Below are 24,536 nucleotides of genomic sequence, written 5' to 3' on the forward strand. Positions count from 1 at the left end.
TGATAATGGGGGTTTTCCATTATCACCAGATGTATCAGACGTAACTAAAGAAGATACCAAGGAATAACACTAGACCAACATAGTTATTATTGAGGAATGCCTGGAAACAGAGTGTTCTTTCCCGCTCTGAAATCAATTTCTGCTGATAAATAAATAAAGCACCAGCAAGCAATAGCGACCAATAATAGATGCCACCAAGGTTCATCATATAGCCCACCAACGTAAGAATCAGTAACATAGCTAATTGAAGTAAACCAATAATCAGCTTATCGAAGCGACCAAATAGGACAGCGGTAGACTTAACACCAATTTTTAGATCATCGTTACGATCGACCATTGCATACTGTGTATCATAAATAACTGACCACAAGATATTGGTCAGGAATAATAACCAGCATTCTAATGGTAAGGACTCACTAACCGCAGCAAATCCCATAGGAATAGACCAGCCATAAGCGGCCCCCAGTACAAACTGGGGAAGATGACTGAACCGTTTAACAAAGGGGTAAAACCAAGCCAAAGCCAACCCAGCGAATGACAGGTAAATAGTCATTTTATTGAGGGCCAGAACTAATCCGAAAGAAATCAACACCAATACAACAAATAGGATCTTACTCTCTTTTTCACTGATAGCACCACTAGGCAAGGGACGTGTCTTTGTGCGTTCTACATAGCCATCAAATTTTCTGTCAGCAAAATCATTAATTACACATCCTGCTGCACGCATCAGAAATACACCGGCAGTAAAGACTAATAATATGTGCATATCCGGGATACCTTTCCCAGCAATCCACAAGGCCCAAAACGTCGGCCATAACAACAATAATGAACCGATGGGTCTATCAATACGCACTAAACGGCAATAAGCCCACCATTTACTTTGCGCCATACTTCCCGCCACTTCTGTTTCCCCCTTCTTTAAATTTTACTTTTATACACAGGTGATTCAGGTAAAAAGACTTCCGTTAATAATAATGGCTTGCCTGATAACCTCAGCAATGATCGCCTTGCCCAACATTTTCCCTGTTGCCCCTTCTGAATATAATCCCGTGTTAATTTATTGCTACTAAAAAGATACCGTCCAAGTGGAACTGTTCCTAAATCAACCAATTTTTCATCAGGACCGGTTAATGTTGCCTCAGGAATTAATGTCCGACCTAATAGCCAGGGGATATTGTCACCATATAACACGATCTCACGCAGCCAATATCTTTGGCTAGTTGGTAAATGTTCACTTTCATCAGAAATTTCTTCCTCTGTGATAAAACATTCTCTAAATGGTACAACATGAACATGGTCACAATATTGTTCAAAACGTCGGGTCATCGAACCCAATTCCATCAACCAATCTAAAATCTCATCAGGAAAATCAGACGAGTTCATCGAAAGCCATTGAATAGGCATTGTTGTTAGTATTGAATCTGCTGACATACGCTCTTCCACTATGAACAAATTTCTTATTATTTGATTGTATAATTAACAGCCACGGAGAATACCACAGTGCAAGTATGCAGCATAAAAAGTTATAGCAAATTTTGTAAATAATGTTTGAGGAGAATGAGCGAATTATGATGAACATAATTCGCTTTATAAAGTGGTTAAATTTCTGATTCGGAATAAGTGACTAACGCCATGCTTTAAAACAGTTAATCAATCCATTCGTCGAGCTATCGTGGCTAGCAATCGCTTTATCATCTTCAAGCTCCGGCAAAATACGGTTAGCCAGCTGTTTACCCAGCTCCACCCCCCACTGATCAAATGTGAAGATGTTGAGAATCGCCCCCTGTACAAATATTTTGTGCTCATACATAGCAATCAAAGCTCCCAGACTGAATGGGGTAATTTCACGTAACAAAATGGAGTTAGTCGGGCGGTTTCCTTCAAACACTTTAAATGGTGCGACATGTTCAACCTCAGCAGCAGTTTTACCACTAGCAGCAAATTCAACATCCACTTGCTCACGAGTTTTACCGAATGCTAACGCTTCCGTTTGAGCAAAGAAGTTGGATAACAATTTGCGGTGATGGTCACTCAATGGGTTATGGCTGATCGCCGGAGCAATAAAATCGCAAGGGATCAGTTTAGTACCCTGATGAATAAGCTGATAGAAAGCGTGCTGACCATTGGTTCCAGGCTCCCCCCAGATGATTGGGCCTGTTTGGTAATCCACCGGATGACCATTGCGGTCAATATATTTACCATTGGATTCCATATTGCCCTGTTGAAAATATGCCGCAAAGCGATGCATATACTGATCGTATGGCAGAATCGCTTCAGTTTCTGAGCCAAAGAAATTGTTGTACCAAATTCCAATCAGCGCCAGCAATACCGGGATATTCAGCTCAAATGGGGTATTGGCAAAATGCTGATCCATAGCGTGTGCACCACTAAGCAATTGCTCAAAATTTTCAAACCCAACAAAAAGCGCAATAGACAGACCTATCGCGGACCACAATGAATAACGGCCACCAACCCAATCCCAGAACTCAAACATATTTTTGGTATCAATACCAAATTTCTGCACTTCCTGCTCATTTGTGGAAAGCGCAGCAAAATGCTTAGCAACATACGCTTCATCCCCGGCACTTCTCAGAAACCAGTGACGAGCAGAGTGGGCATTAGTCATCGTTTCCTGCGTGGTAAATGTCTTAGAAGCAATCAGGAACAGAGTTGTTTCCGGATTAAGTGCTTTTAGGGTCTCCGCGATATGAGTTCCATCAACATTAGAGACAAAATGCATATTCAGGTGATTTTTATAAGGTTTCAGCGCTTCCGTCACCATATAAGGACCGAGATCCGAACCACCGATACCGATATTCACCACATCAGTAATTTCCTTGCCGGTATAACCTTTCCACTCACCATTAATCACGCGTTCACTGAACTCTTTCATTTTTACCAACACAGCGTTGACCTGCTGCATAACATCTTCCCCATCAACAATAACAGGGATGTTGCTGCGGTTACGCAAGGCAATATGTAGTACCGCGCGATCTTCAGTACGGTTAATTTTCTCACCGGAGAACATGCTGCGAATAGCCTCGGCAACATCGGTCTCTTTAGCCAGTGCCTGTAACTTTTCCAATGTCTCAGTTGTGATGCGGTTTTTTGAAAAATCTACCAAAATCTGGTCATCAAACGTCGCGGAGAACTTAGCAAAACGATTTCTGTCCTGTTCAAACAACTCACGTATGTGAATATCTTTTATCTGCGCAAAATGCTGTTCTAATGCCTTCCAAGCTGGAGTTTGACTAGGATTGATATTTTTCATAGCTATGCTCTCTATCAATGACTGTAAATAAATGGAGGTAAAGATTGTAACCTGTAATTCAGTGATTAAAGTCTCTTTTCCTTTAATCACTGATATTGGTCAAAACAATTAATTTTTTCTAGCTCCATTTGCTGATTTATATAAAAAATAATTATTTTTCTCTGTCATACTCAAACCCTCAATTTCTTTTATAATTCTAATGTCATCATGAAAGATATTGATGTAGCCATTCACTAGATTGACTCAAATCCGTTAACCCGATATTTCTAAAAGCCTATTCAGTCAACAGAAGGTTATCGCAATGAGTGTTGTTTCATCTCCAGCGCCGGAAATCGGCGGATATGTAGTCGCAAAATTTGGTGGTACCAGCGTGGCAAATTTCGATGCCATGAATAGCAGTGCTGATATCGTACTGGCAAACAAAGAAGTACGTTTAGTTGTACTGTCCGCATCTGCCGGTATTACTAACTTATTAATCGCATTGGCGGAAGGCTGCGATGCAGATAAACGGGCTGACTACCTGAAACGAATCCACACCATTCAATACGCCATTGTTGACCGTTTACATGACTCTGATGTTGTTCATCAAGAAATCAACCACCTGCTGGAAAACATTAAAGCGCTTTCCGAAGCAGCCTCTTTGGCAACTTCAGATGCGCTGACAGATGAACTGGTCAGCCACGGTGAATTAATGTCTACATTGTTGTTTACTGAACTACTCCGTCAACGCGGTACAGATGTCGAATGGTTTGATATCCGTAAAATTATGCGTACCGATGATCATTTTGGCTACGCAGAACCAGACAATATACAGCTTCAATCGCTAGTAACTGAACATCTCTTACCACGCCTGCAAAACACCCTGATAATTACTCAAGGCTTTATTGGTCGTGAAGAGAAAGGGCGTACCACCACGCTAGGACGTGGTGGTAGTGACTATACTGCGGCCCTGTTGGGAGAGGCTCTTAACCTGAAACGCGTTGATATCTGGACAGATGTCCCGGGGATTTACACTACTGACCCACGAGTCGTTCCAACTGCCCAACGAATTGACAAAATTGCCTTTGATGAAGCTGCGGAGATGGCAACATTTGGTGCAAAAATTCTACATCCGGCCACACTACTGCCTGCTATCCGTTGTGACATTCCGGTATTTGTTGGTTCTAGTAAGGACCCACAAGCTGGCGGTACACTGGTTTGTGATACAACAACAGCGCCACCACAATTCCGTGCTATCGCCCTGCGTCGAAAACAAACGCTACTGACACTACATAGCTTGAAGATGTTGCATGCTCAAGGATTTCTAGCTGAAATATTTACCATTTTGTCACGTCATAACATCTCCGTGGATTTGATCACCACATCTGAAGTGAATGTGGCATTAACACTCGACACAACAGGCTCCACTAGCACTAATGGTTATCTGCTAACCAATGCACTTATGACTGAGCTTTCAACTCTATGCCGAGTTGAAGTAGAAGAAGATCTGGCTCTGGTAGCAATTATTGGTAACCAGCTTTCTCAGGTCAGCGGATTAGGAAAACAGATTTTTGATGCGCTAGAAGCATTCAATATCCGTATGATCAGCCATGGTGCCAGCAATCATAATCTATGCCTGCTTGTTCCTGGCAAAGATGCCGAGCAAATCGTTCAAACTCTTCATCAGAGTTTGTTTGAATGAATACGATCTTGTAGGTACTTGATATCCTTTCCGGATTAAAATTTGTCTCTTAATCCAATCCTTAGATTAAGAGACAAAGCAGAATGGTAGTCTTACGTGTATAGGAGAAAAAATGTGGCGCGGTTGATTGTTCTGAACATACCGGAATTATTAAGTCACTGTCACGACTGATGTAGGAAAAAGGAGAAAAGGAGAAAAGGAGAAAAGGCGAATAATCTATCTACTATATATAATTTCAAGTTATATTTACAATTCATCAATATAAATATATAACATTGGCAACTTAATGAATATAGAGTAAATTTTCTATTAAAATACCCAAAATAACTAATCTCTTTAAATAAAACCAAAAAACAACTTAATTTCTTTTTTTATGTTTCTTCCTTAATATAGCAATAAACTTAGCTCTTTCCATTTTGGCTTTTCTATTCCATAAATCCATATTCTGAGATATATTATCATAAAAATTACGTCCTGATTTTTACTCATAAAAGCCTCAATTAATACAGGTGACACTTCTATTCTTCCTTTTTTATAAAAAAACAAATTTGTTTGGTGAAAACTCAATAACCACCGACTTTAGTCGGTGGTTATTGAGTTAATAAAGACATGAAAAAACCATACAAGTAAATTAAACACATCGCCCACGTAAAAATAAGTGTCAAAAAGCATATCTCCGTTTTAGTACCCCCCAGACTATTATTCGTCATCCTCATATGACTCTAACTGCCCAATATCTCCCCGCACAAATTAATTGTAGATCCACATTAGTGAGAGTAATTCGGACATTTGAGAATCCTCTTTTACTCAATACACCCTTCTTTTTTTGAAGATTTTTTCAAACTCTTACATAACCAGCTAACGGTTTTATTGTGTATATCATAATCTCCGTCAACATAATATAGAGTGTAAGTGTATTCTACAGAATTTACTTGGTTGCTATTAACATAACCTATTATTGTTACTTCAAAAACATCAGGCGACTCTTCATTTGACCTCAACCATTTTTGTTTAATTTCAAAATCACTTGAAATATCAGTAAATCTTTCACCCAAATCAGAGATAACTACACCTGTAGGATATAATCTACCATTTGGCTCTAAATCCTTTTGATCACAGGCTGAAGACAATAAAGAAAACAATAAAACAAAGAAAAAATTACTCTTCATTTTCTCTCCTATTCATTTCATCTTTTAAAGACTTTTTCTGAAGTAATAATATTAACAATAATTGCATAAAACACAAATAAATTTATCGTAGGTTAGTACCACCATATCAGCATTCCTGGTTATGTTACCCTTTGAGCAAATTTCACCAATATACTACTGAGCCGATCTATACAACACCTTACAATTTAGTGATTTGTCTTCAAAATCTTCCGATTGAACATGATTCATTAGAGAGGTTAATATAATTGAAAAGCATAAATCATTAGGACAGGACATCTCCGCTAAATGGATTATAAAAATCAGAATAGTACCTTACACAGCAATAGTAGCCAGGCTCTCCGGGTGCTGGATTACTGGCACAAAATCGAATTCTTTGAATCCACAGATATAAAGGAACTAGAAGAGGAAGCCGAGGGGGTCATTAAGTTAACGCCAGAAGAGCTACAGGACCCCACTTGCCTGCCATGGATTAACCCTCAGCAAATAAGACGCGCAGGGAAAAACTTCTCTCCCACGAAGAAATATAATTACACGCTGTACTTCGGCATCTTCGATCGCTGTGAAATCTTTGAGCGCGCCAAATGTGCGTTTCCAGATATCATCGATGACAAAGAAGAACAAAATCAGGACGAAGGCCGGACATGCTCTATTACACTATATGTCGATCAGGATGGATGTGCTGACAAAAACAGTTTTGCATTCTCCACTGTAACCTGGGCTATAGGACAACTGGAAAAAAACGGACTCGACAACATTACGCTAAGCGCATATGAAAAAGATACGGAGAAATTGCGCCAGCGTTTTCTCGACGTCATGGCAGTAGCTGATAACCTGAAACAACAATATGGACTGCCTCCCAAACTGACAACTTATGAAATTATCGAATTTCTTAAATCGATGGCAGAGTGGACAGACTTTAGCCCCGAGATCTCAACTCCTGCCCTGTACATCAAGCTCACTCAGGAAAAAGGAAAAAACCGTACAAAAAATATTGAGCTGGACATCAATTTATTACCTTATCTATCAACCTTGCCAGAAAGGATGGTAAAAGCAGAGATCGATAAGCTAAAGATTGAAAGCTCAGCCCCCTCAATAAAAGAAACCAAAGAAATAACCATTCTCAATAGTTTTTATATCCGTGATATAGAACGAATCATGGAATGTATAAAACGGGATGGATTCACGCTTAATTCTCCTTTAGAACGTTATCTTTCTGACACGAGAGAAAGAAAACCGGATTTACTGAAACCTGATGGTAAGCCTTTACTCCTAGAAATGTTACGGTTAAATAAACTCCCCTTAGGTCGTTGGCCCACCGAAACCGCCCATTCTATGAGCTTGATGCAACAATTTGCCATCAATACTATTGAGGAAGAACTAACACTAAGTGGCCTCTATTCTGTCAACGGTCCGCCGGGAACAGGAAAAACAACCATGCTTCGTGACCTTATTGCCAACAATCTGGTGAAACGGGCAGAAGTACTGGCTGTTCTTAATAGTGCTGCGGATGCCTTTAGCCATGAAATTACTGTTACATCGGGTGACAAACAACGCACCATCAAATGCTTGTCACCATCACTCACTGGCTTTGAAATGATTGTTGTTTCTAGCAATAACGCAGCCGTTGAGAACATTTCTCAGGAATTACCCCAGATAAAAAGCCTGGGAAAATCCTGGCGGGATACCAGTTACCTTAAACCTGTCGCGCAAAAACTAGCCGCCTTTCATGAGATCCCTGACGGTCAGGATAAATATAAGATCACGCCCCTAACTGAAAAAACAGAGTGCTGGGGACTAATTGCTGCCGCGTTGGGTAAACAAAAAAACCGGGAGATATTTGGTACACGGGCGATCTTCCAGACAACAGAAAAGTGCATTGCCCCGCCTCCTACCGACCAATACCGTACACTGGCCGCTGCCATTAAACAGCTAGCAAATAGCTCTGATGCTACCTCTTCGTTTACTCAGGCGCAGAACGCGTTTCAACAAGCTCAAAAGGATCTTGAGGTACTTCTCAATGAGCTAAAAAAACTGGAGGGTCTGCCTATATTGGAAGAAAACTGCCGAGTTCAGAAACAGAAAGCAGAGCGTGAACGGTTTCGCATCCTTTGCCTGAATGCGCGCCTGGCAAAACTTCAGCAAAGGAAAATCAATTGGTGGGACCTGCGCATCAGGCATAGGTGCCGTTTACGGGCCATCATTACGGGTCTGACGCTACGCCGTAATAAAGCGGAAGCACAATATCAAAAAGATCAACATATATGGGAACAGCTGCTGGCAGAGCTGGAAATCGAGCAACAAACCTGCATGATTCTTAAAGAGAAATATGCCGGTGTACTTTTTGCCGGACAAGATACCGATCTGGAAGCTCCCACTATTCAACGCACTGCTTTTGGTCAATGCCCAGCATTGAATGAAGCCAGAAATCGCCTCACTGTAAAAGCCCTTGAGTTACATCAGGCATGGCTTGCCGCAGCTTACAAAGAGTGCCACTTCTCAGATTCCTTACTCGTTATTATGAATGTGATTAACGGCAGAATAGCGGACAAACAGGCCGCCAAAGCTTTGTGGCAATTGCTGTTTATGATAGTCCCGGTAGTATCCTCAACGTTTGCCTCTGTGGCTCGTCAGTTCAGCGCACTGGGTGACGGGGATATTGGCTGGCTGTTCATTGATGAAGCAGGCCAGGCAACTCCTCAGCAGGCTGTTGGATCTCTGTGGCGGGCGAAGCGAGCTGTAGTCGTAGGCGATCCACTACAGATTGAACCGGTATTTACCATTCCACCCGCTTTTGTTGAAGGTATTGCCAAGCGCGAACTCGGTGAACAATGGAAATTATGGTCTCCGACCATAACGTCAGTACAAAACCTGGCAGACAGAGTAAATCCTTACGGCACAGAGCAGATCGCTAAAAATACATGGTTGGGAAGCCCGTTACGCGTCCACCGCCGCTGTGATGAACCTATGTTCAGTATTGCTAATGAGATCGCCTACAACAACAAAATGCTGCACGGTCTGGATAATCCATGGAGTGATGAGACGTTTTTCTGGGGTCCAAGTTGTTGGTTTGATGTGCGGGGCTGCACTGAAGGCAAACATTTTGTTCCCGAGCAAGCCCAACATGTACTGATCATGCTACAAGCCTATATTGATCATTATAAAAAACTGCCGGATGCTTACATCATTTCCCCCTTTAAACACGTTAAAAAGGAACTAAACATCTTTCTAAAAGAAAAGCTATCCCCCATCGATGGACGAAATAAATGGCTAAATGAGCGAATCGGCACCGTCCATACTTTTCAGGGTAAAGAGGAGAAAAATGTCATCTTCGTACTCGGACTGGCTACTGAAAACCGTGGTGCAACTAAATGGGCATCTTCTAAACCTAACCTGTTGAATGTCGCCGTCACTCGTGCGCAGAAGAGAGTCTATATCGTCGGCAGCAAAGAAATCTGGTCTGGCTGCAAGTATTTCTCGGTTGCCAATGAATTGTTACAACAAACAACGCAGATTAATTGATTAGCTAATTCAGGAAACAGAGGCTTTGAAGAGCCAGAGTCAGAGCTAATTGTGTACAAAAAGGTGGTGTGCTGCATGATGTACACCACCAGAATACCAATTATGACAGCAACCCTGTTTAATAATTCTCTTCTACAAATTTATCAATTTCAGGAGCCTTACATACTGAGAATACTGGCCTGACGTGTAATGGCAAACAAATCTAGACTGAGAGAAAACACCTCCAAGTATCCCTGAAACAAACGAACATAAGTCAGCTCGAAAATTAACGGCTCCTCGATCACGGCGCCCAAAAACAATGGATAAATGAACCTAATATAACTGGAATCGGCGATCAAATTAGGTGTAATACACATAGATACCAAAATCTGGCAAAACAACGATTACACTCCAACATCTTAAGGAACAGAGAATAAACCTCACGACTACATCCACTTGACGCCACATTAAATTAAATAAAAAATCTTCAGGAAAGATTGTAATGATAACCATTCTCACATTAATATGATGCCGTAATTATTTACTTTTGATATTATAAAACTATGTCTAACTACATTGTTGTTTCTGCGGAGCTGACGATTGAATCGTTTTACGGCACACATCATGGCTGGCTGCAAAACTGGCTCACGCGCAAACTGCAATCGTCCTTTGATGCCGACGACGTAGCACAAGATACCTTCCTGCGTGTAATAACCAGTGACTCACTACAGACAATTCGCGACCCAAAATCCTTCCTCTGCACTATCGCCAAAAGGGTGATGATCGATCTGTTTCGCCGCAACGCACTGGAAAAGGCATATCTGGAACTGCTCGCGCAACAGCCCGAAGCACTTATGCCCTCGCCGGAAACTCGTCAGTGTCAGCTCGAGACGCTCCAGCAAATCGACCAGATGATCGATGGTCTGAGCAGCAAAACACGCCAAGCGTTTTTACTGTCTCAGCTCGAAAATCTGACCTACAGCGACATTGCTGCACGCCTCAATGTGTCCGTCAGTTCCGTGAAAAAATACATAGCCAAAGCCACTGAGCACTGTCTGCTGTTTCGCCTGGAGCATGGACTCTGATTATGAACACCACGTTGACCCATTCTCGTCGTCAGGCTTTAAAATCGGCATCACATTGGTATGCAGTACTGAGTAGTGATCAAGTAAGTCCGCTGCAAACTGAAAAATGGCAGCGTTGGTACGAACAGCATCAGGATAATCAGTGGGCATGGCAGCAAGTGGAGAACCTGCGTAACCAGATGCTAGTGGTGCCGGGCAATACGGCAAGCCACGCACTTCAAGAAACGCACCTGTCACGTCGCAAGGTGATGAAAGGCATACTGTTGCTACTAGGGGTTAGCGGTAGCTGGCAACTGTGGTGTTCGGAAGCCGGAGAGGGTCTGCGGGCCGATTACTGTACTGCTAAAGGAGATATTCAGCATCATCGACTGAGAGATGGCACACTGCTTACACTCAATACCGACAGTGCAGTAGATGTCCGTTTTGACCCTCTGCAACGTCTGGTGCATCTCTGGTATGGCGAAATTGCCATCACCACCGGGCACAATACCGAAGCAAGGCTGTTACGTGTACAAACTCGCCATGCACAACTGACCGCACTGGGTACCAAATTTACGGTTTGTCAGGAAGGCAACACCACGCTACTCAGCGTACAGCAGCATGCCGTAGAAGTGAGACTGACCGGTGCTGACCGTAAATGTATTGTGCATCAAGGTGAAAGCCTAAAATTCAGCGCCACCGATTTTGGCAAACTGACAACCACCACCACCGAAGACAACGCGTGGACGCAGGGGATGCTAAGCTTCAGCGATAAACCACTGAGTGAAGTGATAACGACCCTCGCCCGCTATCGCAATGGCGTATTACGCTGCGACCCGACTGTCGCTTCGCTACGGTTAAGCGGCACTTTCCCGATAAAAAATACCGATACAATATTAACTATCATAGAAAAGACACTTCCCGTTAAGATTCAATATATTACCCGTTATTGGGTGAATGTTCTGCCCGCCGAAAAATCGTTAACGTAAAAAATAATCATTTTCAATTGTCCCTTTTTACCTCCTCATTCGACTTAGTAAGTAGATACAGCAACAAAATGATTATGGAGACGTTATGATGCCTTTACGTGCACGGCCACTGCGCGCGCTTCACAAAGCAACACCGCTGGTAATGGCGATTCGTTTGAGCCTGTTACCGGTGGCTTGCCTAACCTCAGGGATCACGTATGCGGCAGTGGAACCCGCTAGCGCACACTATGACATTAATGCAGGAGAACTAGATAAAGTTCTCAATCAGTATTCCACCCGCGCTAGTATTACCCTTTCGGTAGATGCCAGCTTAACACGCGGCAAACAAAGCAGCGGCCTACACGGCACTTACACCATCACCGATGGGCTGAACACCTTGCTGGTTGGTACTGATTTGCAGGTGAAAACGTTGGGTGATAACACGTTCACGCTCGAACCCGCCCCTGTTGTGCAGAAAGACTTGCTAACCGTGGTAGGCGACTGGCTAGGCAGTGCGCGTGAAGCTGACGTGTTTGAACATGCCGGTGCACGTGATGTCATCCGCCGTGAAGATTTTGCTAAAACAGGCGCAACAACAATGCGTGAAGTGCTGAACCGCATTCCGGGCGTCAGCGCACCAGAAAACAACGGTACCGGCAGCCACGACCTGGCAATGAACTTCGGTATTCGTGGCCTGAACCCACGTCTTGCTAGCCGTTCTACAGTTCTGATGGATGGCGTTCCTGTACCCTTCGCGCCTTACGGCCAGCCACAGCTGTCGTTGGCGCCAGTCTCTCTCGGCAACATGGACGCCGTAGACGTGGTACGCGGTGGTGGCGCTGTGCGCTACGGGCCACAAAGCGTAGGTGGTGTGGTGAATTTCGTGACCCGCGCTATCCCGCAGGATTTTGGTATTGACGCAAGTGTGGAAGGCCAGCTTAGCCCCACATCTTCACAAAATAACCCAAAAGAAACTCATAATTTGATGATTGGCGGTACGGCAGATAACGGTTTCGGTACGGCGCTTCTCTACTCTGGCACACGCGGCAGTGATTGGCGCGAGCACAGTGCCACGCACATTGACGATGTGATGCTCAAAAGCCGCTATGCCCTTAATGAAGCGCACACCTTCAACAGCCTGCTGCAATATTACGATGGTAGTGCGGATATGCCCGGAGGACTTTCACGCGCCGATTACGATACCAATCGCTGGCAATCCACTCGCCCATATGATCGCTTCTGGGGCCGCCGTCAGCTCGCAAGCCTCAGCTATCAGTATCAGCCCGACCAGCAGCACAAATTCAATATTCAAAGCTTATATACCCATACCTTGCGCAGCGGTTATCTTGAGCAGGGCAAACGCATTACCCTTTCCCCACGCGAATACTGGGTGCGCAGCATCGAACCACGCTATAGCCAGCTCTTCAATTTAGGCCCTTCAGCCCATGAGGTTGGGATTGGCTACCGTTACGTGAATGAAGCCAGTCACGAAATGCGTTACTACACCGCCACCAGCAGCGGCGAATTACCCAGCACGTCAAGTCCTTATGATCGTAATACCCGTTCCAGCACCGAGGCACATGCCTGGTACATTGACGACCGTATTGATATCGGCAACTGGACCATTACGCCAGGGATACGATTCGAACATATCAAATCTATCCAAAACAACAACCTGAAAGGCACCCGCCAAGAAGTAAGCTACAATGCGCCGCTGCCTGCACTCAATGTTCTTTATCACGTCACTGACAGCTGGAATCTTTATGCCAATACGGAAGGCTCGTTCGGTACCGTACAGTACAGCCAAATTGGCAAGGCTGTGAAAAGCGGCAATGTAGAACCGGAAAAAGCGCGAACCTGGGAAGTCGGAACCCGCTACGACGACGGCGCTCTGACTGCGGAAATGGGGCTGTTCCTGATTAACTTCAACAATCAGTACGACTCCAACCAGACTAACGATACTGTTACGGCACGTGGAAAAACCCGACATACCGGGCTGGAAACTCAGGCACGTTACGATCTTTCCGAGCTTACGCCCAAACTGGAGAACGTTGCGGTTTACGCCAACTACACGTATGTAAACGCGCAAATTCGTGAAGAAGGCAATACCTACGGGAATCAAGTGCCGTTCTCACCGAAACATAAAGGTACATTTGGTATGGATTACAAACCTGGCAACTGGACCTTCAACCTCAACAGCGAATTCCAGTCTAGCCAGTTTGCTGATAACGCTAACACCATACAGGAAAGCGCCAATGGCAGCACCGGTCGCATTCCTGGCTTTATGTTGTGGGATGCGCGCGTGGCATATGACTTCGGCCCACAAATGGCTAACCTGACTCTGGCCTTTGGAGTGAAAAACATTTTCGACCACGAGTATTACACCCGTTCCTATGACGATAACAATAAAGGCATCTACGCCGGGCAACCGCGCACGCTCTATATGCAGGGTTCGCTGAAGTTCTGACGCTACGTTAATCCTTTTGCCGGGCCATTGCCCGGCTTTGCTATTTCTGGAGTTAAGTTATGTCTGCCCTGATTCGAGTTATGTTTATCGCTTTGCTCTTCTTCACCAACTTGACGCGCGTCTTCGCAGTTACGGTACAGGATGAGCAAGGCAGTTTTACCCTCAATACCGTTCCTCAGCGCGTGGTCGTGCTGGAACTGTCGTTTGTTGATGCGCTGGCCGCCATCAATATCAGCCCGGTGGGTATTGCCGATGACAACGATCCTCAACGCATCCTGGCAGATGTTCACCAACGTATTAAACCTTGGCAGTCAATAGGCACTCGCTCCCAGCCGAGCCTTGAAGTTATCAGCGCGCTGAAGCCCGATCTCATCATTGCAGATAGCCAACGCCACGCGGGGATTTATCAGACACTAAAGGGCATCGCCCCAGTGCTGCTGCTGAAGTCCCGCAACGAAACCTATGAAGAAAACCTGCAATCTGCCGCTATCATTGGCAAAGTGATGGGGAAAGATCGTGAGATGCAAAAACGGCTGGCAGAACATCATGAACGCATGAAAGACTATGCCAGCCAGTTGCCACAAGGTGTCAATGTGGTTTTTGGCACCTCGCGCGAACAACAATTTAACCTGCACTCCAGCGACACCTATACCGGCAGTGTCTTAACCGCATTAGGGTTGAAGGTTCCCGCGCCAGTTAACCACGCGGCAATGGTTTCTCTCAGCCTTGAACAATTATTGGCACTCAATCCTGACTGGCTGATCGTAGCCCACTATCGCCAGGAAAGCATCGTGAAACGCTGGCAGCAAGATGCGCTGTGGCAGATGATGACAGCACAGCACAAGCATCAGATAGCGGCGGTAGATAGTAACACTTGGGCACGTATGCGTGGGATATTTGCTGCTGAACGCATTGGCAGTGATGCGGTAAAAATCTTCCATCATCAGCCGGTTAACAAAACACCATGAGATGCCGCCATCATCCAGTTTGGCGCTGGGGATTACCGTTGATTGCACTGTTTAGCGCGTTCTGGTTAAGCCTGTTTTGCTATTCTGCTATTCCCATTTCCGCCATCAGCGCGCTCAAGGCGCTGGTGCCCGGTCATACACCGACGCTGCCTGAAGCACTGGTCATCAATCTGCGGCTACCACGCAGTTTGGTTGCCATTTTACTCGGCGCAGCTCTGGCGCTGGCTGGGGCACTACTCCAGACACTTACTCATAATCCTCTGGCCTCGCCTTCCTTACTAGGAATTAACAGTGGCGCAGCGCTGGCAATGGCGCTGGTCAGCGCTTTCAGCCCAGAACCACTAGCCGGATATTCCATTTCACTGGTAGCAGCCTGCGGCGGTGGGATCAGCTGGATGATGGTAATGGCCGCAAGTGGCAGTTGGCAGCAAAAACACGATCGCAACCAGCTGATTCTAGCGGGCATTGCCTTATCAGCCTTATGTATGGCACTGACACGTATTACGCTACTGCTTGCCGAAGATCATGCTTACGGCATTTTCTACTGGCTGGCGGGTGGAGTCTCCCATGTCCGTTGGCCAGAATTCTGGCAACTATTTCCTTTCGTGGTAGTCACCGCGCCCATGGTTTTGTTGTTGGCGAAATCGCTTAATCTGCTCAACGCCGGCGATATTAGTGCCCATACGCTTGGCGTGAACCTGACGCACCTGCGTATCTTCGTCAATCTGGCAGTACTGATTCTGGTAGGGGCCTGTGTCAGCGTTGCAGGCCCGATCGTATTTATTGGCCTGCTAATGCCGCATCTGGCGCGGTTCTGGGTTGGCTACGATCTGCGCCGCGCACTACCAATGTGTATGTTGCTGGGAGCGGTATTTATGCTACTTGCGGATTTACTGGCTCGTGCGCTGGCCTGGCCTGGAGAACTCCCGGCAGGTGCGGTGCTGGCTCTGCTTGGTGCCCCTTGCTTTGTCTGGCTGGCAAGGAGACGAGCATGAATCGTCAGGTTATCTCACTTTTGATGCTGCTGCTGGCAGTTACGCTGGTACTGGCGCTACGCATGGGTGCACAGCCGCTTCCCTGGGAAGCATTAATAAGCGGCTGGCAACCCAGTGACAAACACCACTTTGTGCTAACGCAGTACCGCCTACCGCGTATTTTTCTGGCCATCACTGTAGGCGCTGCATTGGCGCTGTCCGGCGTTCTGGTTCAAGGTATCGTTCGTAATCCACTGGCCTCACCCGATGTACTGGGGGTAAATCATGCAGCAAGCCTGGCATCCGTAAGCGCACTGATCCTTTTCCCTTCTCTGCCGGTGCAGTGGCTTCCGCTGCTCGCTTTTAGCGGCGGAATGGCCGCACTAATCCTGCTGCGGACAATTGCCGGACCTTCTTCGCCGCTGCGCCTTGCGTTGGTTGGGGTGGCACTTTCAGCTACCTGGACAAGCATCACCGACTACCTGATGCTCTCACGTCCACAGGATATCAACAATGCGCTTCTGTGGCTGACAGGTAGTCTATGGGGACGCGATTGGCAGTTTGTAGCTATAGCTCTACCGGTACTGATGATACTGATGCCGCTCAGCTTACGCTTTTGTCGCGATTTAGATTTACTGGCACTCGGTGATGACAGCGCCAGCACACTAGGCGTTTCGCTCCTACACGTACAATCCTGGGGACTAATGCTGGCAGTAGCACTTGCCGCAACAGGCGTCGCCGTTTGCGGGCCGATTGGCTTTATTAGCCTCGTGGTACCCCATCTCGCTCGCAGGCTTGTGGGAGGGCGGCATCGATGGCTTATACCAGCATCTATGCTTATGGGAGCACAGGTTCTGCTACTAGCCGATTTGCTGGCAAGAACCATAGATCCACCGATGGAGCTACCAGCGGGCGTACTGACCGCCATCATTGGCACCCCTTATTTTTTCTGGCTTTTAGTAAGGATGCGCTAAATGCAACTGACTACAGAAAAGTTATCCGCAGGCTACGGGGAGAAATGCATTCTGAATGACCTGTCGCTTACTCTTCCAACTGGGAGAATCACAGGGCTACTCGGCCCCAACGGTTGTGGGAAATCGACATTACTGAAATGCTTTTCGAGACTATTAACACCATTATCCGGAAAGTTAACAATAAATAGTGAACCTTTAGCTCACTTTTCCTCACGCAAGCTCGCCAGACATCTGGCACTTTTGCCGCAACACCCTCTCACACCTGAAGGGATCGCTGTTCGTGAACTGGTTGCATACGGACGCAGCCCCTGGCTTACGTTCTGGGGGCATTTAGCATCTCATGATCGTCATCTTGTACAACAAGCAATGGAAAAAACGCAGATTAGCCATCTTGCCGATAAACGCATTACTGACCTTTCTGGCGGGCAGCGCCAACGTGCTTTTCTGGCAATGGTTCTGGCCCAAGATACACCAGTGCTGCTGCTCGACGAACCTACTACGTACCTGGACATCAATCATCAGGTGGAATTGATGAAGCTGCTGCGTAAGCTAAACGACGAAGGAAAAACAGTCGTGACAGTACTGCATGACCTCAATCAGGCCAGCCGATACTGTGACCACCTGGTACTACTTTCACAAGGGCAGGTTATCGCTCAAGGCTCACCCGAGGAAGTTATGACACCAGAATTATTACAGCGGGTATTCAGCATTGAAGCGGAAATTCATCCCGAGCCAGTTTCAGGTAAACCAATGTGTGTGGTGTGCTAAGAGGGGAACTAGTGTAACTGTTGGCTCTCTTCTCCAGTACAGCTTAACTTTCACCAGTATCCAACTATAGAAGTGTGTCTACGGATGTGGGGCAATCCGGGTATAACAGAACTGTGAATACATCGTCTACGAGATGCGCAATCTGTTTTTCTGTCAGGGGTTAAAACCGCAGAAATCGAACATGTGTGATTATCGCTGATTTCACCCGCCAACTGGCGGGTAAACCAAACAAGTTTGGTAACAAAACCATTTTTACTTCCCCGACAGGGAAATAACCTAGATCTTTGTTAGTTGGTTAATTTTTAATGAACTTGATGTAACATTTGCAAAAGGAAGTACCCTTTCGAAGTAAAGAATTGTTTACAGTCTGCACTATCCTTCAATCGTCTATATCGGACCAATGACTTCTCTACTGCAAAAAATGTCAAATAAAATAACCTCATGGGATAAACAGTAACTTGCTGATATAAGATAGGATCTTTAACCAACCAAATATCAAATTATTCTTACCAATTTATTACTAAGAAGGCCCTATGTGGTTTTGCAGATTTAAACAGGCTTTTATCGCTCTTTTACTGCCCTGGCTGTTAGCTGTGGCAACACAAATGGCAGGAAGAATCTACCTTCTCTTCACTTATAGCAGTCATCAACTCTTTGCAGATTCCTTTCAGGATGTAGAAAGAATGTTTTGGATTGGCGGATTGTTTGATATCCGGATTGCCAGTCTGCTGTTCGTTCCCTGTCTGCTGATTGCCAGTTTATTGGCGATTAATAAAAGTAGCTTCAGCATATGGCAACGTTTTTGGCCATGGCTAGCAACCGTATTAAATACACTGATAGGGGCTTTGACTGTAGGTAATATTTACTACTATGCCACTTATGAACGGTCGATCGATATTTTCGTTTTCGGTTTGGTAGAAGATGACACAACAGCCGTGTTGCACACCCTGTGGAATGACTATCCCATTATCCGAGGCTTGCTTAGCTTAGCTCTGTTCGCAGCTTTCGTTTTCTGGCTTTGTCTCCGCTGGCAACGCCGCCTTTCCTCACGTACAGAGCGCAAAACCAACCTGCCAACTTCTGCTATAGCGACGCTAGCTATTCTAGCTATCTGCTTCGTTGGGATGCGCGGCTCCATAGGTACCTTCCCATTACGCCAATCCAATACACAGGTTTCAGAAGTTAAAATGCTTAACATGCTGACACCTAACGGCCCAATGGCACTAAACTGGGCCTTTAATGATCATTACAAAAACAGCTATTTCCCAGAAGCAACAGATGAACAAGGTGATAAATTATTAAGCCAGTTTCTGGATAAACCAACTCCCGCAAGTCTGTCACCGTTTATGGCTAAAACCGCCGACAACCCCACTGCTCAAAAAAATCCGCCTCACATAATATTTAACGTGATGGAGAGTATGGGTTATCACCTGCAAAGCCTCGATCGTCCAGATCTTGATGTTTTTGGTGCCCTGCGCCAACACTGGCAGAACGACTGGCGTTTTGAACGTTTCGTTTCCGAAGGAGATGGCACCATTGACAGTTTAAGCCGTTTCCTTATCCGCAGCCCGAACAGTGCAATCAGTCAGTCCACAGCCCAAAATCTCGACTTCACCAGTAATATGTTTAAGCCCTATCTGGCAAACGGTTATAAAATCATTTTCATTACATCAGGTAACGGCGCATGGCGTAATCTGAATCAATTCCTGCCAAATCTGGGTGTCAGTGAATTTATGGATCAGAATGGACTGAAAAAACGCTACCCAGAAGCCAAATTCGATACCTGGGGTGTACCTGATGAGTTTATGTTCCGTTATATTGAAGAGCGTTTAACTCAGGCAGAAAAGAACGGGGAACATGTTCTGATTATGTCACTGTCCACTACCCATCACCCGCCGTATAAATCACCAGAAGGCTATGAGAAAACAGATATTAAGCTGAATGATATAGAGAAGCAGCGCTTAAATCATCTGGCTAGTGGTGATGACTTACAAGAGGTTTTCCATACTCTGCGTTATGCCAACGATCAATTAGGTCAGTTTATCAGTTGGGTCAAATCTCAGTCACTTGCTACCCATACCATCATCGCAGCAACCGGTGACCATAATATACGAGGTATCGGCTATCCAGATGCTCATGAACTGGCAATCGGCCACGGTGTACCATTTTATCTCTACGTACCATCCGCTTATCGCCAGAATACAATTTTTGATGCGTCCAGAGTTGGCAGCCATAAAGATATCTGGCCCACTCTCTACCACTTAAGCCTGTCAGATACAGCTTATTACCGTACCGGCTGTAATTTACTGGCTGAACGTCTGGACCCTATCTGGTGCCAGGGATATAACCCGGAAGTGATTATTACCCCACAAGGCGGCTACATTATGATAGGCAAAGGCGAGTTTCGACCATGGGCAAACCAGAAAGGGTTATTGTTAGGTGAACCGCAGCCAATGACAGCGGAGCAGACCAAACAATTCCGTCGCTGGCAGGCATTTACCGATCTATTGTCATGGCAATTAAATCGCCAAGTTCACCACCAGCAATAATTGATACTTCCGTGAATCCCTTTAATCTCAATCTATTAAAGGGATTCATACGGATAAGTGTCACAATCAGCCTTTTACTCCCCCAGCGGTCAAACCACTGACCAACCAGCGCTGAGCAACCAAGAAAACAAAGGTAATCGGGAGTGCCGAGAGTACAGCGGCGGCGGCAAAATCTCCCCAAAGATAGTTCTGTGGGTTAAGGTATTGCTGCATCCCCACAGCCAAAGTGTAATTGTTCACATCTCTGAGAAGCAGCGAAGCAACAGGCACTTCCGTAATCACACCAATGAAGGAAAGAATGAACACTACGGCCAGAATCGGTACAGAAAGTGGTAGTAACACCATCCGGAAAGCTTGCCACGGCGTCGCTCCATCAAGCGCTGCGGCTTCTTCCAGAGAGCCATCAATGGTTTCAAAATAACCTTTAATTGTCCAGACATGCAACGCAATGCCACCCAAGTAAGCAAAGATCACACCACCATGGGTATTAAGGCCGATAAACGGTATATACTCCCCCAATCGGTCAAACAAGGCATATAACGCCACCAGGGAAAGTACAGCCGGGAACATCTGAAAAATTAACATGCCCTTCAGTAAAGTACTTTTACCGCGAAAACGCATACGGGCAAAGGCATAGGCACAGGTAGTCGATAATGTAACGATACCCACGGCGGTAATAAAGGCAACCTTAACAGAGTTCCAGAGCCATAGCATAACTGGGAAAGGGGGCGGTGTAACATGGCCATCCGGTGACACCACACTGTAGCCAAGTGCTAATTTCCAATGCTCCCAGGAGATGCTTTCCGGGATCAAACTACCCGTAGCAAAGTTCCCCGGTCTCAGGGAGATAGTAATAACCATCAGCAACGGGAATAAGATCATGGCAATAAAAGTTAACATCAACAAATGAGTCGCCAACAAACGCCATTTCTGCGATTTGGATTGAACCATCGCCATTGCATTCCCTCCTTAGTCAAATTTAATGCGGGTGGCTTTCAGGTTAATAATCGCCAATGCACCAACCAGCAAAAAGATAACTGTGGCAATTGCCGCAGCCAAGCCAAAGTCCTGACCACTACTACCGTCAAAAGCAATACGATAAGTGTAACTCACGAGTAAATCGGTATAACCTGCTGGTGCTGTGGTGCCAATACGATCTGGTCCGCCAAGAGTTAGCAACTGAATCAGAACAAAGTTGTTGAAGTTAAAAGCAAAACTGGCAATCATCAGCGGCGTCAACGGTTTAATCAACAACGGAAAAGTAATCTTTAAAAAGTTCTGAAATGGACTTGCTCCATCTATCGCCGATGCCTCATAGAGATCACCTGGTATTGCTTTCAATAACCCCATGCAGAGAATCATCATGTAGGGATATCCCAACCAAGTATTCACTACAATTAACATGGTTCGCGCCATCGTTGGATCGGCGAACCAAGCAGGCTTAATGCCGAATAGGCCACTAAGTAACAGATTGATCTCGCCAAAACTCTGGTTAAATAACCCCTTGAAGATCAAAATAGAAATAAATGATGGCACTGCATAAGGCAAAATCAACAATACGCGATAAATAGCACGACCTTTCAGTGTTTCCCACTGCACAACACAAGCCAGAATCATGCCAATAGCAACCGTAAGCACGACAGTGAACAGAGAAAAGACAATTGTCCAAACAAAAATGGCAAGGAACGGCTTCTGAATCCCCTCATCCTGTATCACACGCAGGAAATTTTTCCAACCGATGGAAATAGTAAATCCTGGCGTTAAAGTTTCATTCCCCCATTTTCCCTTTGCATCAACAGACTGATAGAAACCCGTATCCATGTTGGGGCGATAAAGCGTACCTGTTTGATTGTCGGTAAGGGCCTCACCATCTTCCCCAAGGGAGTATTGAGGGTGTACACCAGAGAACTGGCGTAACGAACTCATTTTCAACCGGTTACCATCCGGCAAAACAACAACTAACCGATTCAGTGCCTGTCGATTCTGGGTGATAATGCGCAATGTCGCTGCTTCACTATCCTGAATATTGTCCTGCTCATACACATGCAACGTAGTCTCTTCCGTTGCTGACAACGCAAACGGCTCAGACACCAGTTGCTTAGTCTGGTCTGGTACGCTCAGTGCCAAAACCCACAGCTCTGATTTTGGATAGAGCTTAAAAGTAAATGTTTGCCCTGACTGATACTGACGGCTCATCAGGACAGATTGCGCACGTTCAAAAGTCAGTTGATTGGTACCACTGTAGTTGGTAAAGGCGATGGCAATAGTGCAAATAAGCGGAAATAGTATAAATAATCCTATGCCTGCTATACCCGGATAGGTATAGCGCCAGGCATAAGTATTGCGGTTGGAAAAAACGTAAATACCCGTTCCTAACAATACTAGTGTCAGGATCGCGAATAGATATTCTCCCTGTGAGTACATCAATACCACCAAATAACCGGTAAAGAGTATACACAAGCTCACTGCAAACCATTTCAGAGCAGAATGCTGCCACCATGATGTTTTTTCGAGCGTCGCTGACATAATGCTCTTCCTTTTTACTACGACGTAACAACTTTGCGGATAGCTTAATCAAGCTTCCTGCAAGCAGGCATCCTTACTGGTTGCAGGAAAGAGGGTGCCTTCAAAAAAGAAAAGCGCCCACAATTTACTTAGTTATACGGGCTTCCGCATCACTTAATGCGGCATCAACAGTCTGGCGGCCAGTTAACACATTTACAACGGCATTGCGCATGGCATACCAAAAACTGCTCATTTGTGAGATGTTCGGCATGATTTCACCATTTTTAGCATTTTCCATCGTGGCAGAAATGCGTGGGTCTTTAGCCAGAATATCGTGATAAGATTTCAGTGCCACAGCCCCTAACGGTTTATCCTTATTCACCATCTCCAGACCATCGTTGGTCAGCAAATAGTTTTCCAGGAACTCCTTCGCCAGCTCTTTATTCGGGCTAGCAGCGTTGATACCTGCCGTCAATACACCGACAAATGGTTTAGATGGTTGACCGTTGAAAGTCGGCAACAACGCGACACCATAATTTATCTTGCTCTTATCGATGTTAGACCATGTCCACGGACCGTTAATGGTCATCGCCGTTTCACCTTTGTTAAACGCTGCTTCAGCAATAGAATAATCGGTATCTGCGTTCAGATACTTATTCTTCACTAAATCTAACATGAAATTCAGCCCTGCTTTGGAACCCGCATTATTAACCCCGGCGTTCTTCACATCATATGAGCCGTTTTCCATCTTGAAAGCATATCCCCCATCAGCAGCAATAAGCGGCCAAGAGAAATATGGCTCTTGCAGATTAAACATAATGGCACTTTTGCCTTTGCTCTTTAGTTCCTTATCCAGAGCTGGGATCTCTTCCCAAGTTTTTGGTGGTGTCTTCACCAAGTCTTTATTGTAGATAAGTGAGAGGGCTTCAACCGCGATAGGATAACCAACCAATTTACCGTCGTGGCTCACAGCATCCCAAGTGAACGGGAATAACTTATCTTTGAAGTTCTGATCCGGCGTGATTTCTGCCACCAAACCAGACTGTGCGTAACCACCAAAGCGATCATGAGCCCAGAAAATAATATCCGGCCCATCACCGGTTGCTGCAACCTGCGAATATTTCTCTGCAAGCTTGTCTGGATGTTCAACAGTAACATTGACACCGGTATCTTTTTCAAATTTCTCACCGACTTGTGCCAAGCCGTTATAACCTTTGTCGCCGTTGATCCAGATAACCAGCTTACCTTCCTCAATTTTTGCCAAAGCAGAGGCAGAAAGCACAAGAGTGGCTAAAACAGAAAGCGCCAGGGTACGGGCGCCCACTTTCAAGTTTCTTTTTGTCATCATTCCGTCCTTTACTTATAGTTTGAATAGGCTCAGGGTGAACTGTTTTGTTACATTAGCGGAGAGTGCGAAGCTAGTGTGCAACCGACAATAGAAATACTCATCCTCCCCCGCTCTACGCCCCAACTGAGATGGGTGTGATCTGCATTACAAAAACAGAGGAACCGTGTTGTTGACCACAAAAAGAGGCGTCTTTTTTTGTAGTAAAGATCACACTTTATCCAGTAGCTCATACCTAACCACCTCAGCAACGCTTATCTCATCCTCCTAACTCCTCCCCCATAAAAAACTTAGGTATGGAGGATTTACTCACCCGTTATCTTACACACACTCTG

Annotated in this window: 17 protein-coding genes; 10 read left to right on the forward strand and 7 right to left on the reverse strand. The window is 45.4% G+C overall.

What is annotated here, in order from left to right; all coding sequences use genetic code 11:
- Positions 1-34 precede the first annotated feature (34 nt).
- The 3 genes from ubiA to pgi all read right to left on the reverse strand — a co-directional run bounded on the left by ubiA (position 35) and on the right by pgi (position 3,271).
- Positions 35-889: a 4-hydroxybenzoate octaprenyltransferase gene (ubiA, locus tag C5469_RS15640; RefSeq protein WP_166308545.1), complete on the reverse strand. Its 855-nt coding sequence runs from the start codon at positions 887-889 to the stop codon at positions 35-37.
- A gap of 29 nt (positions 890-918) precedes the next feature.
- Positions 919-1,431 carry a chorismate lyase gene (ubiC, locus tag C5469_RS15645; protein WP_166308547.1) on the reverse strand — a complete coding sequence of 171 codons (513 nt, stop codon included), beginning with the start codon at positions 1,429-1,431 and terminating at the stop codon, positions 919-921.
- A 193-nt stretch (positions 1,432-1,624) separates the two neighbouring features.
- Positions 1,625-3,271 (reverse strand): glucose-6-phosphate isomerase, encoded by a 1,647-nt coding sequence (gene pgi, locus C5469_RS15650; RefSeq protein WP_166308549.1) that lies wholly within the window; start codon positions 3,269-3,271, stop codon positions 1,625-1,627.
- A 301-nt stretch (positions 3,272-3,572) separates the two neighbouring features.
- On the opposite strand from pgi, the gene lysC reads away from it, so the two are divergent.
- Complete coding sequence (lysC, locus tag C5469_RS15655; protein ID WP_166308551.1) at positions 3,573-4,952, forward strand: lysine-sensitive aspartokinase 3; 1,380 nt, start codon at positions 3,573-3,575, stop codon at positions 4,950-4,952.
- Positions 4,953-5,755: 803 nt separating this feature from the next.
- Here the strand turns inward: lysC and C5469_RS15660 are convergent.
- Positions 5,756-6,121 (reverse strand): hypothetical protein, encoded by a 366-nt coding sequence (locus tag C5469_RS15660; RefSeq protein WP_166308553.1) that lies wholly within the window; start codon positions 6,119-6,121, stop codon positions 5,756-5,758.
- A 285-nt stretch (positions 6,122-6,406) separates the two neighbouring features.
- Between C5469_RS15660 and C5469_RS15665 the strand changes: the two genes are divergently transcribed.
- The 9 genes from C5469_RS15665 (at position 6,407) to C5469_RS15705 (ending at position 20,351) form a co-directional block, all read left to right on the forward strand.
- Entirely contained in the window at positions 6,407-9,640 is a 3,234-nt protein-coding gene (locus tag C5469_RS15665) for a DEAD/DEAH box helicase (protein WP_166308555.1), read from the forward strand.
- Positions 9,641-10,182: 542 nt separating this feature from the next.
- Complete coding sequence (fecI, locus tag C5469_RS15670; protein ID WP_166308557.1) at positions 10,183-10,704, forward strand: ferric citrate uptake sigma factor FecI; 522 nt, start codon at positions 10,183-10,185, stop codon at positions 10,702-10,704.
- A gap of 2 nt (positions 10,705-10,706) precedes the next feature.
- Positions 10,707-11,672 (forward strand): ferric citrate uptake sigma factor regulator FecR, encoded by a 966-nt coding sequence (fecR, locus tag C5469_RS15675; RefSeq protein ID WP_166308559.1) that lies wholly within the window; start codon positions 10,707-10,709, stop codon positions 11,670-11,672.
- An 85-nt stretch (positions 11,673-11,757) separates the two neighbouring features.
- Positions 11,758-14,118, forward strand: coding sequence for a TonB-dependent Fe(3+) dicitrate receptor FecA (gene fecA / locus C5469_RS15680; protein WP_166308561.1), 2,361 nt, complete (start codon positions 11,758-11,760; stop codon positions 14,116-14,118).
- Between the two features lie 59 nt (positions 14,119-14,177).
- The gene (locus tag C5469_RS15685) at positions 14,178-15,086 is read left to right on the forward strand and encodes a Fe(3+) dicitrate ABC transporter substrate-binding protein FecB (protein ID WP_166308563.1); all 909 of its coding nucleotides are present in this window, start codon (positions 14,178-14,180) and stop codon (positions 15,084-15,086) included.
- Complete coding sequence (gene fecC, locus C5469_RS15690; protein ID WP_166308565.1) at positions 15,083-16,081, forward strand: iron-dicitrate ABC transporter permease FecC; 999 nt, start codon at positions 15,083-15,085, stop codon at positions 16,079-16,081. Before C5469_RS15685 ends, fecC begins: the two co-directional genes overlap by 4 nt.
- Entirely contained in the window at positions 16,078-17,034 is a 957-nt protein-coding gene (gene fecD, locus C5469_RS15695) for a Fe(3+) dicitrate ABC transporter permease subunit FecD (protein WP_166308567.1), read from the forward strand. Before fecC ends, fecD begins: the two co-directional genes overlap by 4 nt.
- Positions 17,035-17,802: a Fe(3+) dicitrate ABC transporter ATP-binding protein FecE gene (gene fecE / locus C5469_RS15700; protein ID WP_166308569.1), complete on the forward strand. Its 768-nt coding sequence runs from the start codon at positions 17,035-17,037 to the stop codon at positions 17,800-17,802. It begins immediately after the preceding gene.
- 533 nt (positions 17,803-18,335) lie between these two features.
- On the forward strand, positions 18,336-20,351 hold the full coding sequence (locus tag C5469_RS15705) for an LTA synthase family protein (RefSeq protein WP_166308571.1): 2,016 nt from the start codon (positions 18,336-18,338) through the stop codon (positions 20,349-20,351).
- Between the two features lie 66 nt (positions 20,352-20,417).
- Here C5469_RS15705 and malG read toward each other — a convergent pair whose 3' ends face one another.
- The 3 genes from malG to malE form a co-directional block, all read right to left on the reverse strand.
- Entirely contained in the window at positions 20,418-21,308 is an 891-nt protein-coding gene (gene malG / locus C5469_RS15710) for a maltose ABC transporter permease MalG (RefSeq protein WP_166308573.1), read from the reverse strand.
- 12 nt (positions 21,309-21,320) lie between these two features.
- Positions 21,321-22,877, reverse strand: coding sequence for a maltose ABC transporter permease MalF (gene malF / locus C5469_RS15715; RefSeq protein ID WP_166308575.1), 1,557 nt, complete (start codon positions 22,875-22,877; stop codon positions 21,321-21,323).
- A 124-nt stretch (positions 22,878-23,001) separates the two neighbouring features.
- A complete protein-coding gene (gene malE / locus C5469_RS15720) occupies positions 23,002-24,201 on the reverse strand; it encodes a maltose/maltodextrin ABC transporter substrate-binding protein MalE (protein ID WP_166308577.1) in 1,200 nt (399 codons plus the stop codon).
- Between the last annotated feature and the right edge of the window lie 335 nt (positions 24,202-24,536).

It is taken from the genome of Photorhabdus cinerea (genome assembly GCF_011189575.1).
Classification (GTDB): domain Bacteria; phylum Pseudomonadota; class Gammaproteobacteria; order Enterobacterales; family Enterobacteriaceae; genus Photorhabdus; species Photorhabdus cinerea.